At 40.3% G+C, this 14,759-nt stretch carries 21 protein-coding genes; 15 read left to right on the top strand and 6 right to left on the bottom strand.

Going from position 1 to position 14,759, the window contains the following annotated elements; genetic code table 11:
* The first annotated feature begins 396 nt into the window (after window positions 1–396).
* Entirely contained in the window at window positions 397–540 is a 144-nt protein-coding gene (locus PX482_RS21265) for a hypothetical protein (protein ID WP_288023334.1), read from the top strand.
* On the opposite strand, the gene PX482_RS21270 is transcribed toward PX482_RS21265, so the two are convergent.
* Complete coding sequence (locus PX482_RS21270; RefSeq protein ID WP_002757627.1) at window positions 530–745, bottom strand: hypothetical protein; 216 nt, start codon at window positions 743–745, stop codon at window positions 530–532. The genes PX482_RS21265 and PX482_RS21270 overlap by 11 nt on opposite strands.
* 794 nt (window positions 746–1,539) lie before the next feature.
* Between PX482_RS21270 and PX482_RS21275 the strand changes: the two genes are divergently transcribed.
* Together PX482_RS21275 and PX482_RS21280 are read left to right on the top strand one after the other, a co-directional pair.
* Window positions 1,540–2,529, top strand: coding sequence for a RhiA family protein (locus tag PX482_RS21275; RefSeq protein ID WP_002757629.1), 990 nt, complete (start codon window positions 1,540–1,542; stop codon window positions 2,527–2,529).
* Window positions 2,530–2,643: 114 nt separating this feature from the next.
* On the top strand, window positions 2,644–3,234 hold the full coding sequence (locus PX482_RS21280; RefSeq protein WP_002757630.1) for a phage tail protein: 591 nt from the start codon (window positions 2,644–2,646) through the stop codon (window positions 3,232–3,234).
* Window positions 3,235–3,318: 84 nt separating this feature from the next.
* Here the strand turns inward: PX482_RS21280 and PX482_RS21285 are convergent, their stop codons facing one another.
* A complete protein-coding gene (locus PX482_RS21285) occupies window positions 3,319–3,801 on the bottom strand; it encodes a ribonuclease toxin HepT-like protein (RefSeq protein WP_002757632.1) in 483 nt (160 codons plus the stop codon).
* Window positions 3,798–4,172 carry a nucleotidyltransferase family protein gene (locus PX482_RS21290; protein WP_002757633.1) on the bottom strand — a complete coding sequence of 125 codons (375 nt, stop codon included), beginning with the start codon at window positions 4,170–4,172 and terminating at the stop codon, window positions 3,798–3,800. Before PX482_RS21290 ends, PX482_RS21285 begins: the two co-directional genes overlap by 4 nt.
* Window positions 4,173–4,541: 369 nt before the next feature.
* On the opposite strand from PX482_RS21290, the gene PX482_RS21295 reads away from it, so the two are divergent.
* From PX482_RS21295 to PX482_RS21315, 5 genes are all read left to right on the top strand, one after another.
* Entirely contained in the window at window positions 4,542–4,763 is a 222-nt protein-coding gene (locus PX482_RS21295; protein ID WP_288094756.1) for a type II toxin-antitoxin system Phd/YefM family antitoxin, read from the top strand.
* A 16-nt stretch (window positions 4,764–4,779) separates the two neighbouring features.
* Complete coding sequence (locus PX482_RS21300) at window positions 4,780–4,998, top strand: type II toxin-antitoxin system Phd/YefM family antitoxin (protein WP_002798098.1); 219 nt, start codon at window positions 4,780–4,782, stop codon at window positions 4,996–4,998.
* The gene (locus PX482_RS21305) at window positions 4,995–5,378 is read left to right on the top strand and encodes a type II toxin-antitoxin system VapC family toxin (protein WP_002757635.1); all 384 of its coding nucleotides are present in this window, start codon (window positions 4,995–4,997) and stop codon (window positions 5,376–5,378) included. Before PX482_RS21300 ends, PX482_RS21305 begins: the two co-directional genes overlap by 4 nt.
* A 321-nt stretch (window positions 5,379–5,699) precedes the next feature.
* The gene (locus PX482_RS21310; protein WP_002798095.1) at window positions 5,700–6,044 is read left to right on the top strand and encodes a type II toxin-antitoxin system RelE/ParE family toxin; all 345 of its coding nucleotides are present in this window, start codon (window positions 5,700–5,702) and stop codon (window positions 6,042–6,044) included.
* Window positions 6,045–6,046: 2 nt separating this feature from the next.
* Window positions 6,047–6,346, top strand: a complete 300-nt coding sequence (locus PX482_RS21315) for a helix-turn-helix domain-containing protein (protein ID WP_002757640.1) — start codon at window positions 6,047–6,049, stop codon at window positions 6,344–6,346.
* Window positions 6,347–6,380: 34 nt separating this feature from the next.
* On the opposite strand, the gene PX482_RS21320 is transcribed toward PX482_RS21315, so the two are convergent.
* On the bottom strand, window positions 6,381–6,608 hold the full coding sequence (locus tag PX482_RS21320; protein WP_308417979.1) for a YcaO-like family protein: 228 nt from the start codon (window positions 6,606–6,608) through the stop codon (window positions 6,381–6,383).
* A gap of 221 nt (window positions 6,609–6,829) precedes the next feature.
* Between PX482_RS21320 and PX482_RS21325 the strand changes: the two genes are divergently transcribed.
* On the top strand, window positions 6,830–7,276 hold the full coding sequence (locus PX482_RS21325; protein ID WP_223212957.1) for a mannan-binding lectin: 447 nt from the start codon (window positions 6,830–6,832) through the stop codon (window positions 7,274–7,276).
* 117 nt (window positions 7,277–7,393) lie between these two features.
* On the opposite strand, the gene PX482_RS21330 is transcribed toward PX482_RS21325, so the two are convergent.
* Window positions 7,394–9,691, bottom strand: a complete 2,298-nt coding sequence (locus PX482_RS21330; protein WP_288023337.1) for a TOMM precursor leader peptide-binding protein — start codon at window positions 9,689–9,691, stop codon at window positions 7,394–7,396.
* A gap of 596 nt (window positions 9,692–10,287) precedes the next feature.
* Here PX482_RS21330 and PX482_RS21335 point away from each other — a divergent pair.
* The 6 genes from PX482_RS21335 (at window position 10,288) to PX482_RS21360 (ending at window position 12,510) form a co-directional block, all read left to right on the top strand.
* Entirely contained in the window at window positions 10,288–10,635 is a 348-nt protein-coding gene (locus tag PX482_RS21335; RefSeq protein ID WP_002757647.1) for a rubredoxin, read from the top strand.
* Between the two features lie 106 nt (window positions 10,636–10,741).
* Entirely contained in the window at window positions 10,742–11,734 is a 993-nt protein-coding gene (locus PX482_RS21340; protein ID WP_002757649.1) for a photosynthesis system II assembly factor Ycf48, read from the top strand.
* A gap of 78 nt (window positions 11,735–11,812) precedes the next feature.
* Window positions 11,813–12,058: a cytochrome b559 subunit alpha gene (psbE, locus tag PX482_RS21345; protein ID WP_002749269.1), complete on the top strand. Its 246-nt coding sequence runs from the start codon at window positions 11,813–11,815 to the stop codon at window positions 12,056–12,058.
* A gap of 25 nt (window positions 12,059–12,083) precedes the next feature.
* Window positions 12,084–12,218, top strand: coding sequence for a cytochrome b559 subunit beta (psbF, locus tag PX482_RS21350; RefSeq protein ID WP_002736175.1), 135 nt, complete (start codon window positions 12,084–12,086; stop codon window positions 12,216–12,218).
* Window positions 12,219–12,228: 10 nt separating this feature from the next.
* Complete coding sequence (gene psbL, locus PX482_RS21355) at window positions 12,229–12,348, top strand: photosystem II reaction center protein PsbL (protein ID WP_002735805.1); 120 nt, start codon at window positions 12,229–12,231, stop codon at window positions 12,346–12,348.
* Between the two features lie 42 nt (window positions 12,349–12,390).
* On the top strand, window positions 12,391–12,510 hold the full coding sequence (locus PX482_RS21360; protein WP_002736108.1) for a photosystem II reaction center protein J: 120 nt from the start codon (window positions 12,391–12,393) through the stop codon (window positions 12,508–12,510).
* 372 nt (window positions 12,511–12,882) lie between these two features.
* Here PX482_RS21360 and psbB read toward each other — a convergent pair whose 3' ends face one another.
* Entirely contained in the window at window positions 12,883–14,409 is a 1,527-nt protein-coding gene (gene psbB / locus PX482_RS21365; RefSeq protein ID WP_002757651.1) for a photosystem II chlorophyll-binding protein CP47, read from the bottom strand.
* Window positions 14,410–14,759: the final 350 nt, after the last annotated feature.

Raw genomic sequence — 14,759 nt, forward strand, 5'->3', positions numbered from 1 at the left:
AAATCCTTATCTGGCAAGAGACTTAATTGATTAGTTCGCTCTAGATAAAAAACAATTGACAAAAATCGCTAAATGCCTTTCTCTATAAGGGTTCCATCCCTTATAACCCCCGTCCATTGCATAACAATTACCGAAGAGCCATTAATGAGGCTTTAAAACAATATATCCAATCTCCTTCTGAGCGATCGCTCACTCAGTCCGATTTACGCCGTATTCTTCGAGAAGAATTATCAGCCCTCCAATAATGTTGCTTGTGATAGTTAAAAGTTAGGCGATCGCTGTGTTGTTCTGAGGAATAGCGATCGCTTTTTAATTTTTGGCTCTTCGGTTTGTGTTATGCAATCGACGGGGGATATAAGGGATGTAACCCTTATGTAGAAAAGCATTTGGCGATTTTTGTCAATTGTTTTTTATCTAGAGCGAACTAATCAATTAAATCTCTTACCAGATAAGGATTTAGTCGATTTATGCCCCCATATCGAATCATACCAAGTAACGAAGAACCTAATTTTTTCTTGTCAAAGTTTAGTTAAACGGTAAGAGGGGTAATTTTGTAAAGATGTGCTAAATTGGAAGCTTTTTGCAGATCACCTTGACGAAGGGCTTCCCGGACATCATCTAATTTTTGAGCGTCTTCTAATGATAAATAGGGCGACCATCCTTCGGGAGTCTCAATCAGTTCGACTTCCACTTCAGCCATGTACTCTCCAATGTGGATAAGTTTAATGTGAGGCTTTTTTGTCATGGTTTTCTCCTTGTAAGACTAGCACACAACGCCCTTGAGGATATTCCGGGTAATCTTCGATAATGACAGCTTCTCTAATACTCATCATCCAACAATAAGTAGTCGTGCAAAATTAATTTCCTAGTGAAGATAAGCAAGAGGCAAGAGACAAGAGGCAAGAGGTGGTTAGATATGTGTAATTAATTTTGCTTAGGTACTTAGCATCTCCTTACTTAGGGCAGGTGTTTTCTTTGAGGGATAAGCGATCGCTTTTTTGCGGCTTTCTTTTCGTCTCCTGACACTCTACAAATCAGTCCCGATGAAAAAATTTTCACCCCCACAGATGAAAGAGGTTTCCTTCCCCACACCCCACACCCCACACCCCACACCCCACACCCTCTTTCAAATCAGAGAGTAAAAGGGTTTTGAGGATTTCAGATGCCCAATTAATTCATTAGTTCTACTTTCAGGGATGAGGTAGTCATACCATAAAGTGACCCTTTGAATCTAATATAAATCTAATATAAATCTAATATAAAAGTTAATATTCTACTCAAAAAAACCTATTAGAAAAGTATTAACTTTAGAGATTGCCATTACTCAAAATAAAACTTATTCTGGTATCAAAGGTGATTAAGCAAATCACTTTTAACCCAAAAGACAAGACATTTTGCTTAAGGCATTATGGCTAAATCGAAAATTTCACGAATAGATTTTTGAGAATGTCTTAAGAGTTTAGAGAAAACAAATCATTAAGGTATTTTTTTCTCGAAAGTTTCATTTTAAGTTCACATTATTTCTTTGGAGTTGCTCAAATGACTTACTACGTTGATTTTAACAATCAAACAGATCGCACTTGGACTATGGTAGTCTATCAAACTCTCCCTGATTCAGTAGGATTAGATAGTGTTGCGTGGAAAAAAACGACAGTCCCGCAAAAAGCTGAATCTGGGGTTGATTGGGAGATTGAATATCTTGTTGCTCTTGCTAATTACAAACAAACTGGAGGGATAGGTGTTTATAAAGCCTCCCAAAAGTTTAATAATATCCAATTGGGAACTAAGTGGAAGGTTGTTTTTAAGGATGGTGTTCAGCAGCTAGAACCCGATGGACAAGCACAACGACCAGAGTTAATTGTAATTGGGAATGACTCAAAAAGTCTAGCTGATGTTGGTGTAGGGATGTCAAACAATTCAGCTGTTTACCAGCGAGATGTTTTAAGTAGTAGTAGTGCTCAGTTTAAGGTGACTCCTACCTATTATGTAGGTTTATTTAATAACTTGGAACTGGGAACCGTGATAAGTAGTAATGTAGTCGTCGGTCCAATGGAAGTCAAATTCCCATCAGGTCAAAATAAAGCTCTTTTGACGGCTACACTTGATGGTCAAGCGATTAAGCTAGACCTTAGTTATCAGAGTGCTTTGGTTGCTAACTATGAGCAAGTTCAAAAACTATCCCGCTCCATTGGTTCTGAGTTCTTTGATGTCCCAGTTGAGCAACAGCCTGAATTTGGTACTGACTACACTTTTGCTGCTACGTTGGTTTTTGGCACTCTGGCAGTAGCAACATGGGCGTATGGAAACAAATCTTTAATTGCTCAGGCTGCTAATGTTGTAATTGACAATTTTTCTAGCTTTGATCAGACCGCACGAACATTTAAAATTGTCGGTCAATCAGCGTTAGCTTGTGCTACTGCAATGGAAGCAATTCTTAAAGCAATTAAGGACAATGCACCACCATCATTATTAAAAGAAGGTGAGTCCAGTGTTGATGTCTCTTACAAAAATTTAGCCTGTCAGAAATAAGATTACATAGCATTTCCCAAGCTCGTGAGATATATTTTTTCCCCTATCTTTCAAGCTTGGGAAAGGGAAATAACAGTTAATGCCCATTCTAAGTGTTAGAAAAAAGGAGAAATTATGCTAAACGGAGTTCCTATTGGTACAGTATGCCCATTTGCTGGTCAAATCCATCCCATAACAGGTGATATAAACAATATTTGGACTTCATCTGGTTGCTCAAGTCAGAATGCACAGGCTGAGAGCTTGAATGCCAATATTCCTATCACCTATCCTGAAGCATACGGTTGGATGTTGTGCGATGGTCGTTATCTTGAAATAGATGCTTACCCTGAGCTATTTGCAGTAATTGGAACACTTTATGGAAAACAAGGGGATAATAAATTTAGACTTCCAGACTATCGTGGATTATTCATGAGAGGGGTTGATGCTGGTTCTGGACTAGATCCAGATGCTGCTGAACGAATTGGACCAGAGGGAATGGGTAAAAGTAGCGGGATCGGTTCACTTCAGTGTGATGCTCTCCAGCAACACCAGCACGACTATAATGCTATTCTCCTGTCAGCACAAGCACAACCGGGTACTGGCTCAGTTGGGCAAACATCTGAGATAAAACAGACTACAGGTCCTGATAGCCCTCCTGCTCGCGTCAGTATCTATGAAACTCGTCCAAAAAATATTTCTGTCAACTATATTATCAAGTATAGATAGTGCGATACTCTACGGCACTGCATAGCAGCACGCCACTCGCTGAAAGCGCACCGAAGGTGATCTTGTAAATTGGGTTATCTTTAATTAAGTTTTTCCCTTACTTAAATTATTACAAAACAATTGAATGTCATTGATTATGGTTTGATAAGAATTAACAATTTGATGGGCGATGATTAAAACCTTTTCCTCATCTAATTGGCAAGAATAAGCACTTCTCACCAGATGACGAAACCGCCTTAATTCATCCAAAATGAGCCTTGTTTCTTCTGTAATAACTGCTTTTCTCACCTTAGGTATATCAACAGACATTTGCTCTAATAAATCTCGATGCCATTTATCCCCCGTTGGGAATCTTTGAGCAATTTTTTTAGCAATCGCTTCAAATATACGCTCAATTCCAGTATAAACTCCATGGAAATTAAGCGCAATAGAATTAATTAATGCGTTTTGATACATGACATCCGATTGATTAGATAATTCTCTTAAAAATATCTCTAGCTGTTGTAGGGCTTGGAGAATTTTATTGAGTTCTTGATTAATTCTATCTTGAATTGATAAATTAGTCATAATTCAACCCCCTGAGCAATTGCCTCTAAAATATAAGGATGAGCCTTTTGAACTTCTACTAAATCCACCTCAAAATCCTGTCCATTATCTAACTCTGCTATCGCTTTAAAATAATCTTTCTCTGGTAAATCCCAAACCGCTAAATCAAGATCAGAATGGGGAGTTATTTCTTCATAATTTAACAATGAACCAAATAAAACAACTTTCGTGACTCCATACTTCTCTTTAAGGAGACTAGCACATTTTTGAGCAATTTTTAACCCTGCTTGTTGCCGTTGTTTCATCTCTAATAGAAATTGTTCACGGTTTGCTCTCGCTGCTAAAACTTCAGCAATAATCTCTTGTTTTCGTTCTTCAGTTAACTGTGTCATTATGATTACCCCTAAATCATTGAATATCAATAGTTTCTATGATAGCAATTTTTGTGATCAGCGATCGCCGCTCTTGTCGGTTGGGTTGAGGCAACGAAACCCAACAATATTTTATTTAAGGTGTGTTACTTCGGTGACATACCTTTTATCTATCAGTCATCAGGAGAGCTTATTTATTTTCTGCTTAGATCAGTTAAAATTGAGGAATGATCGGCCTAGAAATTGGGTTTATCTTCGTACTTAACCTTAACATGAGAGTGTAGGCTGGGTTTCACTATCGTTCAACCCAACCGTATTTTATCTATTCCTTGCTGAGATTCAGTTAAAATTGTAGCGTTATCACCATGAGTTAGATAGAACCCAACATCCATGATCATCTCTCTCAAAGAAGCCCAGGCTAAACTCCCCGAACTGATTGACAATCTCAAACTGGGGGAAGAATTGTTAATCACCGACAATAATCGTCCAATTGCCCAATTAATCGGGCAAATACCCATAGCGTCCCAACGCCTAGTCCCCGGACTATGTCAAGGAATGATTACCATCGTAGCTGATGACGAAGAACATTGGCAAGATTTTTTGAAAACTTAAATAGAGATTTAACACTATGACTAAATTAGATATAGCTCAAGCTAAATCCGATCTCTCAAAACTTCTCGATTTGGCAATTAACGGAGAAGAAATTGTTATTATGCAAGGCGACGAGCCAGTAGCCAAAATTTCCCCCATCAAACGACCCTTAAAACGAGGAAGTGCTAAGGGAAAAGTATGGATGAGCGATGACTTTGATGAACCTCTTGAAGACTTTCACAATTACAGGGAATGACTTTTTTATTGGACACACATATTTTTCTTTGGTTTGTTAATGACGATCCTAGATTAAGCAATGCTCTCAAAGATTTAATTGAAGATGAGAACAATTTTAGTTATCTTAGTATCGCCAGTCTTTGGGAAATGTCTATTAAATATAATTTAGGAAAGTTAAGGTTAGTTCCTTCCTATGAAGAGTTTATTGAGAAAGAAGTGAACGAAAGTAGGATTGTTTTACTAAATCTTGAACTAGAGCATCTAAAAATTAATGCTTCTCTACCTTTTCACCACAGAGATCCTTTTGATCGCATTATTATTGCTCAATCTATGGCTGAAAATCTCCCTATCATTACAAGTGATTCAATTTTCAGTCAATATTCGATTGCGCTTATTTAGTGTAACTCAACAAATGAAAATATTATTGATCTTAGATCAAGATGAAGGAATAGCTCCCAATGATCCAGCCGCTCTTCTAGATTAGATTGAAGCAACAAAAACCAACACTAATAAAGGTGTGTTACTTCGCTGACATACCTTTTACCTATCAGGAATCAGTTTGCTTATGGCCTCATGAACGAGATATTTGCCCTGATACACTTTACTTAGATTCAGTTAAACTAAAATGATCATTATCTTGCTTGTTAACTAACGAACAATTGACAAACTGATGATCCTGTTATACTAAATTAGGTATCAACCTTAATCATTAACCCCAACATGGGAGATAAACCCATTTACTGGATTGGGACGTCAAGGGAAGATATTAGAGATTTTCCTGAAGACGCAAAGCGTAAAGCAGGTTTTCAACTGAGAGCTATTCAACAAGGAGAGAAACCCAATGATTTTAAACCCATTCCCATTATTGGTCAAGGAACAGAAGAAATTAGAATTTGGACAGGAGAAACCTACAGAATCTTTTATGTAGCAAGGTTTAAAGAAGCGATTTATGTCCTTCATGCTTTTGGTAAAAAAACACAGAAAACCTCGAAAAAAGAAATTGAATTGGGACAACAACGTTATCAACAAATGATTCAATTTAGACAACAATTACAGGAGGGATAACCATGACACAATCTAACCCTATTGAGATCACTTTTGGTAGCGATAACATCTTTGAAGATTTAGGATTTAACAGTGAAGAAGCAACTAACTTAAAAATTAGAGCCGATTTGATGTTAACCTTGCGGTCTTTTATCCAAGAAAAAAGATGGACACAGCAAGAAGCCGCCACTTTTTTCGAGGAAACAAAACCAAAAATTAGTGATTTAATGAATGGAGAAATTAGCCGTTTTACTGTTGATAAATTACTCAGTCTTTTAGATAAAACGGGAATGAAAGTTAAACTCGAAATCTTCACCAAGTAACTTAAAATCATCAACAATTGACCATGAACAAGGGTTACATCCACATGGGAAAAGGATTTAATTCATCTTCCGTCAAAGTCTCTTTTAACCATCCCATGCTAACAGGAACATCATATAATCTTCCTAGCCCTAAACGCTTCCACATATGACGCATTCCGGGGACAATAACCTTAGCTACCCTTAAACCAATATCAGGACGAGTTTGGTCTAATACTACTAACATTTCCATCCCCTTTGACTCAATCTCTATAATTTGATTGATTAATTCATTTGTTCTACTTAAGAGATTACGCCATTATACCATAAAGTGACCCTTTGAATCTAATATAAATCTAATATAAATCTCATAAAAAGTTAATATTCTGCTCAAAAAAACATATTAGAAAAGTATTAATTTTAGAGATTGCCATTACCAAAAATAAAACTTATTCTGGTATCAAAGGTGATTGAACCAATCACTTTTAACCCAAAAGACAAGACATTTTGCTTAAGGCATTATGGCTAACTCAAAAAATTCAGAAAAGGATTTTTGATATCGTCTTGAGGATACAAAATCAACAAAAGTCTCAAAGGACATTATCTATTATGGCAAGTTACAAAGTTAATATCCCTGCTGGCCCCCTCTGGAGTAACGATGAAGCACAACAAGTAGGTCCGAGAATTGCAGCTGCTCATCAAGGAAACTTTACTGGTCAGTGGACAACCGTAGTTGAAAGTGCAATGAGTGTAGTAGAAGTAGAACTACAGGTGGAAAATACTGGAACTCATGAATTTAAAACTAATGTTTTAGCTGGCCCCCTCTGGAGTAACGATGAAGCACAAAAATTAGGTCCGCAAATTGCAGCATCTTATGGTGCAGAATTTACTGGACAGTGGCAAACCATTGTTGAAGGTGTCATGAGTGTTATTGAAATCAAGTACACTTTCTAAGTGCGATCGCCTCTCTTATCGGCTAGATTGAGGTACGGAACCCAACACTATTTAAGGTGTGTTACTTCGGTGATGCACCTTTTACTGATCAGTGATAAGCTCCCCTATTTAAAAGCGTTACATCCACATGGGAAAAGGATTTAATTCATCTTCCGTCAAAGTCTCTTTTAACCATCCCATGCTAACAGGAACATCATACAATCTTCCTGCCCCTAAACGCTTCCACATATGACGCATTCCGGGGACAATGACTTTAGCCACCCTTAAACCAATATCAGGACGAGTCTGATCTAATACTAACATTTCCATCCCCTTTGACTCAACAATTCGCTGACACAATTTAACATCCTCTAATAAATCATCACTGGCTAATTGTAAATAATCATTACTTTTTTTCGGTATTATTTTACTATCTGGAACTAAATAAGATTGATTGCTTAACCTTGCCGTTTGCCACCATTTAACCGCCAAAGGATCCGCAGAAGGATTATAAATCGTTGTCCCATCGTCCTTAAACGATAACACATTCGGTAAGATTTGATTAACCTCCGTTAACGCTCGACTAATGGCAATTTTTGGGTCAAAATGCGCCCCATACCCTAACAAAATGTCCTCCACTTCCCGCTCCTTTCTCGGACTAATAGCGGCAAAACAAGGGATATTCAAATCACTGGTAATATCTAACACCCATAGCTCCCGATTTAACCCCTCATAATATTGCTTTAATTGCTCAAAATATGGCTCATTAAAGCTCTCTAAATTAACGGAAGGTTTAACTAATTGATTATACCACCATAAAGCCACACAATCCCGTTCCACTAACTCCATAAACCCTTGTAAAATCGCTTCTTCTATCGTATTTCCTGCGGCGCAGCCATTAGAATCAGCCCAACAATCTAAGGGTTCAGATTGAGAATAACCATAATAACAATATCCCGTCGGTAAATACTTAAAATCTTGAGCGGTTAAAGACCATACAGGAGTCCAATCAATGATTCTAGTTTCATCAAAAGGTTCAGGGACTTTTTGAAACCATCCTTGATTCTTCGCATTCCATTCTTCTCGATGTTGATATTGTTTTTCACTAAAATTCATACATTTGTTAGGATGAATAGCTTTATCTTTTAACTCTTGATAACTCGCTTCTTCTTTGATTTCATTTCCTTGAAAAACCCCCGAATAGCGCTCAATAGCTTCACAAAATCCACTTGCTTTTGCTTGACTATCTGTACGGCCTTTTCCCGCACTTCTACCTCCAATATTTTGCCGTAAACTGTCTAAATCATCAAAGACACTACGAAAATGATGTTTAGCTACATAAGTATGAACTAAAGCATTCCCTTGTATCTTATTTAATTCTCGCACAATTCCCGTAATAGGACCGATATGATGTTGATAGGTTTTTAAGGTTTCTTCAGGAGAACAAAAACGATGTCCCCCATCACTGGTAAAAGCCTTTTTACGATGTCCCAAAACCACGGGTAAAGGTGTTTTATTTAGAGAATATCCACAACTAGGACAGTTCGGACGTTTAACTAAAATATGCTCTTGAAATTGTAAATTTAAAGTATCATAAGTCATTAGCATTCCTTCTAAACGTTGATTTTTACCTTGAATAATCCACTTAAAAACCTCCATAGCCGTCAGATTTAAAACCGTCTGTATTGTCGCTGAAGAAAACCCTAAAGGAGAAATTAAAGAAATCTTATTGTCTCTCTGTCTAATGATAAATTCCTCCACGGGACGATTATCTCGTAATCGTTGAGCCAAACAATGCCAACAACCAGTTTTATCGGGATCAAATAAGGGACCAATCCAGGCTAGATTTCCCAGGGGATTAACTAATAACCACGGTTTTTGCAAGACTAAAGCTTGTTGATTAATACTCTCTAAATCAGGATGAAGATAATTATCGGTTAAAATAATGGTTAAATCCCCTTCATCTGCGACTTGAACTTGCAAGGAATTTAAAATATTGATCAAATCTTGCTGGGGAATTAAGCCTAGGGTTTTAACTGTAACCTTCAGAGATTGTAATCGTTCAAAAGCTTGGGCTTGAGAAACCTGAAGATGATGGCATAAAATTGCTAAATTAGACGGCAATAATTCTTGTTTTTCTAATAAAAACCCTCGTTTATATAACTGAAAAATCGCTTTTTGAATTGCCAAGCTATAATTAACAATAACTGCGAAGTAATTAGCATTATTGGGATTGATTTCTTGATTTTGTAAAAATTCTAACTGAAGAATATCAATAATTTCATCAAGATTACGTTGACCATCGATTAATCTGACTAAACGATAATAAAGCGGCTCTTGGAAACAGATTGATTCTCGCTCAGATAGAAAAAATACCGTATTTGGTTCTAAGGTTTCAATTGAGTAGGCAGGATTCCAATCAAGCTGGTTGAACACAATTTTTACTCTCTTTTTAAGGTATAGTTAAGGTTGATTATATACCTATAATATAAGGTTGATAGCAGTCATCTTAATAGTGAGGTGCGAAGTTTTCGTTTTGGGGAACAGGGAGGGAGCAGCCCATTTATGCCAAAATATAAAAGCGATCGCTAAAAGTGATTAAATTTATTCAATATGATACCAAATCCGCTTTTAATAGCATGATTAACTCCCAATCCAACTTTAAAAACCCAGTTATGGATTGTTTCCCCCTGCTCCCTGCTCCCTGCTCTGGCGCTCCCCAATCTCCTCCACCTTTTAAACAGGATTTGCTATCAGACCCCTAATTTCTTCCCTGCCTGAAATTTCTCAATTTCTCGGAATAAATTTGACTACCAAAATCAGGGTAAATAGCCCAAATATCAACTTAATAAAGTTTTAATAGACATTTAAGCCCTAATAGATTAATCTTACTTTTTTTAAAGCCGATATGCTGCCTCGCTAATCCTTTTAAGACTTGAAAACTTGGTATTCTGTCAGGGGTTGGCCGTGAGAGGGGTCAATTTTCAAGGATAATTTGTAACAGAGTGTTGAAAATTCCTTTAATCTTAGTTATGAGCGATCGCCCACCAGAACTAACCCTAGCCGACCAGGCCCCTGCCAACTACGAATGTCGCTCCTGCGGCTACGTTTACGACCCCAGCAAGGGAGATAGTAAAACCAACACTCCCGCTGGAACCCCCTTCGAGGAATTGCCAGAAACGTGGCGCTGTCCCGTGTGTGGTGTGCGTCGTTCCCAATTTATCAACATCGGAGCCAAAGATGCTCCTTCGGGATTCCAAGAAAATCTTAGCTATGGTTTTGGAGTTAACCGTCTGACTCCGGCACAAAAAAATATTTTGATTTTCGGGGCTTTAGCGCTAGGATTTGTTTTCTTTATTAGTTTATATGGTTTAAACTAACTCAAGCACTCATTATCTTTAATCCAACGGCTCTTATGAGCCTGTAACCCATCGGGTACAAACCCTAATCCGTCCCGATTCCTTGACCAATACCTCTGAACCATTGATGAGAAAACTGAAACAATTCGTAATAGTTCTAGCTGTAGCCTTTTTCTGCTTTAGCTGTAGTAGTGTGCCATCCCTGAGCAGTAGTCCTTGGCAAATCCTCACCCTCGACACTGACTCCACTTTTGCCGATATCGCCTTTACCGACGACCTGCAGCACGGTTGGTTAGTGGGAACCAAATCTACCCTCTTTGAAACCACCGATGGGGGGGACAGCTGGCAGCAAAAAGTCCTCAACCTTGGCGAAGAAAAAGTTAGCTTTAGCGCCGTCAGTTTCCACGACCAAGAGGGTTGGATTGTCGGTAAACCCTCAATTCTTCTCCATAGCGAAGACGGGGGCAGCAGCTGGTCCCGTATCCCCTTAAGTGAAAAATTACCCGGTTCCCCCTACGGAATTATCGCCCTTAACGACAAAACCGCCGAAATGGTCACGGATTTAGGCGCTATCTACCGCACCAAAGACGGGGGCAAAACTTGGCAAGCTTTAGTGGAAGGTGCTGTGGGTGTGGCCCGGACAATTGTTCGTTCCCATGATGGTAAATACGTGGCCGTTTCCGCACGCGGTAACTTTTATTCCACTTGGGAACCGGGGTCAACAGAATGGCAACCCCACAATCGTCTTTCTTCCCGCCGTTTACAAAAAGTCGGTTATGGTGAAAAAGGAGAACTGTGGGCCCTGGCCCGGGGTGGTCAACTACAATTTACTAGCCCCAATGATCTCGATACATGGGAAGATAAGGTATTCCCAGAGTTTTCCACCAGTTGGGGACTTTTGGACCTCAACTACCGCAGCCCCGAAGAAATTTGGGTCGCTGGTGGTAGCGGCAATCTCTTGGTCAGTCATGACAGCGGCCAATCTTGGCAAAAAGATCGCGCGGTGGAAAGTGTCCCCTCCAATCTCTATCGAATTGTTTTTATCAATTCCGACAAGGGTTTTGTCTTGGGACAAGATGGGGTTTTACTGAAATATAATCCCCCTAGCGAACCGGCCTAAAACTTGTCTCAGGGTCAACAAAGTCTCTATTATAGAGATTGAATTTTTCAAGTCCTATCATTCCGAGGAGAACCGTCCATGTCAGGTAGTACCGGCGAACGTCCTTTTGGCGATATCGTTACCAGTATTCGTTACTGGATTATCCATAGCATCACCATCCCCATGCTGTTTATCGCAGGTTGGTTATTCGTGAGTACCGGTTTAGCTTACGATGTTTTTGGCACTCCCCGTCCCGATGAGTATTACACTCAAGAGCGTCAAGAATTACCGATCATTAATGATCGCTTTGAGGCCAAAAATCAAATCGAGCAGTTTAATCAGTAGTTTACTTTAATTAAGGATAAAAACAATGGCTAGTGGTAATCCCAATCAACCCATTTCTTACCCCATTTTCACCGTTCGCTGGTTGGCAGTTCATACCTTAGCGGTTCCCACTGTCTTCTTTATCGGTGCAATTGCGGCAATGCAGTTTATTCAACGCTAGGAGAACAATTATGGAAAGAACACCTAATCCGAATCGGCAAGCCGTCGAGTTAAATCGTACTTCTCTTTACCTAGGTTTACTCCTAGTTGCTGTCTTGGGAATTTTATTTTCCAGCTATTTCTTTAACTAATTAGTCCCGATTCATTGTCATCGCAATTAGGAGGTGTTATTCATGTTCGCAGAAGGTCGTATTCCTTTGTGGTTAGTCGCCACCATCGCCGGTCTAGGCGTTATCGCTGTGCTTGGTCTTTTCTTCTACGGAGCTTACGCCGGTTTAGGTTCCTCTATGTAATTCCATTACGGGTAATTTCCCCCAGCAAAAAGCCGTTAGTTATAGAAATAACTAGCGGTTTTTTCAGTATTCGGTGAAAAGTAAAGCTCGATCGAACTTTATACTAATACTAAATCCCTTGAGTAACGCACAGAAAAAGGGGAGAATAAATAATCAGTTTTTAATAACCGGATTTAGGATAAATCCGTTTTTAATAGTGTGATTAACTCTCAAGTTATGAATTGTTTCTCCCTGCTCCCCACTCCCTGCTCCCTTCTCCCCACACCCCACACCCCACACCCTGCCCCCACGAAAAACTTTTTCAGCATACCCTAATTAAAAAAAGGAGTCAAAGACTTGACTCCTTTAGTTATAGGGATGATTTAGCTAAAACTAAACTTCTTGTTTACGAGTGCTAAGATCACCCAATTTTTGGAATAAACCGAATTCCACTTGTTCTTCCAGATCCGGATCGACCCCGGCGAATACGTCGCGGTAGATGGTACGAGAACCGTGCCAGATGTGACCGAAGAAGAATAGTAAAGCAAAGACAGCATGACCGAAAGTAAACCAACCTCTCGGAGAAGTGCGGAATACCCCGTCAGACTTCAGGGTTTCGGTGTCAAACTCGAAAGCTTCACCGAGTTGCGCTCTACGGGCAAATTTCTTCACATCAGCAGGATCGCTGAACACCTGACCATCGAGAGAGCCACCGTAGAAAGAAACGGTAACACCACTTTGTTCGATACTCAGTTTCGATTCCGCACGACGGAAAGGAATATCCGCGCGAACGATACCTTCCGAGTCAGTCAGGACAACGGGGAAGGTTTCAAAGAAGTTAGGCATCCGACGCACGCTGAGGACGCGACCTTCGCCATCTTTGAACACGGGGTGTCCTAACCAAGATTTAGCGATACCGTCACCGCTATCCATGGCACCAGTACGGAATAAACCACCTTTAGCGGGGCTATTACCGACATAATCATAGAAAGCCAGTTTTTCGGGGATTGCTTGGTAAGCTTCGGCGATGGTGGCTCCGTTGGCAATGCTGGCCTCGACGCGACGCTCAATTTCTTCTTGGAAATAGCCCTTATCCCATTGGTAACGGGTCGGGCCAAAGAGTTCGATCGGGGTGGTAGCATTACCGTACCACATGGTTCCGGCCACGACGAAAGCGGCAAAGAAAACAGCGGCGATACTGCTAGAAAGCACCGTTTCGATATTACCCATTCTCAGGGCTTTATAGAGTCTTTCGGGGGGACGAACGGTTAAATGGAATAAACCGGCGATAATCCCAACGATACCCGCAGCAATGTGGTGAGCTACCACACCCCCGGGGTTAAAGGGGTTAAAACCAGCCGGTCCCCATTCGGGAGCTACGGGCTGCACATGACCGGTTAAACCGTAGGCATCGGAAACCCACATCCCGGGACCCCAAAGGCCTGTTTGATGGAAAGCACCGAAACCGAAGCAAAGTAAACCGGATAAGAACAGGTGAATACCGAACATTTTCGGTAAATCGAGGGCTGATTCGCCCGTGCGGGGATCGATGAATAATTCTAAATCCCAGAAAACCCAGTGCCAAACCGCCGCTAGGAATAGCAGACCGGATAAGACGATATGAGCGGCGGCAACGCCTTCAAAAGACCAGAAACCGGGGTCAACACCAGTTTCGCCGGTGACGCTCCAGCCACCCCAAGAACCAGTGACACCTAAACGGGCCATGAAGGGCAGCACGAACATTCCTTGCCGCCACATCGGGTTTAATACGGGGTCACTGGGGTCGAAAATAGCAAGCTCATAGAGGGCCATGGAGCCAGCCCAACCCGCTACCAGTGCGGTGTGCATCAGGTGAACGGAAATTAAACGGCCCGGGTCGTTGAGAACGACTGTGTGTACTCGATACCAAGGTAGTCCCATTGACTACGCTCCTCCTATTGACAATTTAGTGTCCACTTAGACGCTTTTTATATTCAGGGTGAAAATATAAGCCCAACAATCTCGACTGTTAAGTGCAAGAGTTAGCCGACCTACATTATCCCTTGAAAAGTGTATCTATTCTAAAGAAGTGTAACTATTGTTAGAACAGATTTCAAGTCTTTGCGATCGGTCTTCCGCCAGAATATTCCAACCCACATTCCGCACCCTAAAGTGTCACATTGAAAATTTTATCTAAATCGTCAAAACGATTGCCGGCTCTGAATTACAGGCTAATTTGTTTGCCCAGCAGATGCACAATTAGCCCTAAAAATCTGATAGCTCTGATACCA

It is taken from the genome of Microcystis sp. M53602_WE12 (assembly GCF_030065455.1).
Taxonomy (GTDB): domain Bacteria; phylum Cyanobacteriota; class Cyanobacteriia; order Cyanobacteriales; family Microcystaceae; genus Microcystis; species Microcystis aeruginosa.

Coding starts and splice junctions, on each gene's coding strand:
- PX482_RS21305 (WP_002757635.1), top strand. CDS start 4,995: ATGACTTTTTTATTGGACACACATATTTTTCTTTGGTTTGTTAATGAC.
- PX482_RS21340 (WP_002757649.1), top strand. CDS start 10,742: ATGAGAAAACTGAAACAATTCGTAATAGTTCTAGCTGTAGCCTTTTTC.
- psbE (WP_002749269.1), top strand. CDS start 11,813: ATGTCAGGTAGTACCGGCGAACGTCCTTTTGGCGATATCGTTACCAGT.
- PX482_RS21285 (WP_002757632.1), bottom strand. CDS start 3,801: ATGACTAATTTATCAATTCAAGATAGAATTAATCAAGAACTCAATAAA.
- PX482_RS21275 (WP_002757629.1), top strand. CDS start 1,540: ATGACTTACTACGTTGATTTTAACAATCAAACAGATCGCACTTGGACT.
- PX482_RS21310 (WP_002798095.1), top strand. CDS start 5,700: ATGGGAGATAAACCCATTTACTGGATTGGGACGTCAAGGGAAGATATT.
- psbL (WP_002735805.1), top strand. CDS start 12,229: ATGGAAAGAACACCTAATCCGAATCGGCAAGCCGTCGAGTTAAATCGT.
- PX482_RS21315 (WP_002757640.1), top strand. CDS start 6,047: ATGACACAATCTAACCCTATTGAGATCACTTTTGGTAGCGATAACATC.
- psbB (WP_002757651.1), bottom strand. CDS start 14,409: ATGGGACTACCTTGGTATCGAGTACACACAGTCGTTCTCAACGACCCG.
- PX482_RS21360 (WP_002736108.1), top strand. CDS start 12,391: ATGTTCGCAGAAGGTCGTATTCCTTTGTGGTTAGTCGCCACCATCGCC.
- PX482_RS21300 (WP_002798098.1), top strand. CDS start 4,780: ATGACTAAATTAGATATAGCTCAAGCTAAATCCGATCTCTCAAAACTT.
- PX482_RS21290 (WP_002757633.1), bottom strand. CDS start 4,172: ATGACACAGTTAACTGAAGAACGAAAACAAGAGATTATTGCTGAAGTT.
- PX482_RS21270 (WP_002757627.1), bottom strand. CDS start 745: ATGACAAAAAAGCCTCACATTAAACTTATCCACATTGGAGAGTACATG.
- PX482_RS21295 (WP_288094756.1), top strand. CDS start 4,542: ATGATCATCTCTCTCAAAGAAGCCCAGGCTAAACTCCCCGAACTGATT.
- PX482_RS21280 (WP_002757630.1), top strand. CDS start 2,644: ATGCTAAACGGAGTTCCTATTGGTACAGTATGCCCATTTGCTGGTCAA.
- psbF (WP_002736175.1), top strand. CDS start 12,084: ATGGCTAGTGGTAATCCCAATCAACCCATTTCTTACCCCATTTTCACC.
- PX482_RS21335 (WP_002757647.1), top strand. CDS start 10,288: ATGAGCGATCGCCCACCAGAACTAACCCTAGCCGACCAGGCCCCTGCC.